We start from the raw sequence: 1,469 nt of genomic DNA on the forward strand, positions 1-1,469 counted from the left end.
ATGGATACCATAAAAAGCATTCCTCTAAGGACTTTCATTTTACTCTATAAAAGCTCACCAAAATGTGTTGTGTTGGCATCAATTACAGTGCTATTTATCGGCATTATTCCATCTATAAATATTCTTGTTATGATAAGATTGATTGATATTGTGGTAGACCTATTGCAAAATCATACGCATTTTGAATACAGCTTGCTGTTACCAACTTTGATACTATGGGGAGCCTTGCTGTTTTTAACGCATGTGTTCTCAGGAATTTCATCAAGCTTGCAAACCATTATTGCTGAACAATTTTCTATAAACATCATCACTCAGCTTGCTAATAAACTCACAAAAGTTAAAAATCTAAATTTTTTTGAAAATAAAGACCATACTATTAAGCTTAACGCTATCCATAACGGTCTATACATCCGTCCCCTAAATTATGTCAGTAATCTATTTTTTAACTTGCAACGCATTATAGGGCTTGTGAGTCTGTTTGGGATATTATTTTCCATTAGTATTTATCTACCCTTTATAATGATTTTTGCAACAGTGCCTTGTATTTTCATCTCCAATCATATAGCAAAAAAACATAGTGCTTCCATAGATAAGCTTCAAGACAAAAAAGAGAGCATACAAAATTATCTATATTCTGGACTAGATAACCAAAAGAACAAGGACAACCTATTATTTAACTTCATGCTAAATTTTCATCATAAATTTATTGAAAACAAAGAATTATATATCAATCATTTTGTGAAAATCGCCCAAAAAAACTTAATGCTTACCATATATGCTGATATTTTAATCACCACTCTAAGTATCGCACTATTTTTTCTAATGGTTTTTATTATCCTTTCAAAATTAATTGGTGTGGGAGCAATTGCTGGGTATATCCAAGCATTTAGCTCTACCCAACAGCAACTACAAGATTTATCATTTTATGGAAAGTGGTTTTTTGCTATCAATAAATACTTTGAAAATTATTTCTGTATTTTAGATTACAAAATGCCAAAACCAGAAACACAAATCAAATTAGAAGAAAAAATCCATAGCATTACATTTGAAAATATTAGTTTCTCTTATCCTAATTCAAAACTTATTTTTGAAAACTTTAATCTCTCTTTACACTCTGATAAAATTTATGCACTAGTCGGCAAGAATGCTAGCGGGAAAAGCACGCTGATTAAACTATTGCTAGGGTTTTATACCCCAAATTCAGGTCAAATTATCATTAATAACAAATACCCACTACAAGACTTGGAACTAAATAGCTACCACCAACAAATGAGTGCCATATTCCAAGATTTTTCTCTTTATGCTGGGTATAGCATTGATGATAATCTTTTCATGCAAAACAACCCCACAAGAGAGCAATTAAAGCAAAAGAGAGAAATGCTAAAATCTTTTGATGAAAATTTTCAAAATTGTCTTAATGATTATAGCAACGCATTATTTGGAACACAGTATAATGGGATAGATTTTTC

Annotated in this window: 1 protein-coding gene; it reads left to right on the forward strand. The window is 30.8% G+C overall.

The annotated features are described in order from the left end of the window. Positions 1–1,469, forward strand: a 1,469-nt coding sequence (locus QU01_RS07835; RefSeq protein ID WP_033763425.1) for an ATP-binding cassette domain-containing protein, incomplete at both ends; no start/stop codon positions are given.

Source organism: Helicobacter pylori SA221C, from assembly GCF_000476855.1.
Lineage (GTDB): Bacteria > Campylobacterota > Campylobacteria > Campylobacterales > Helicobacteraceae > Helicobacter > Helicobacter pylori_DK.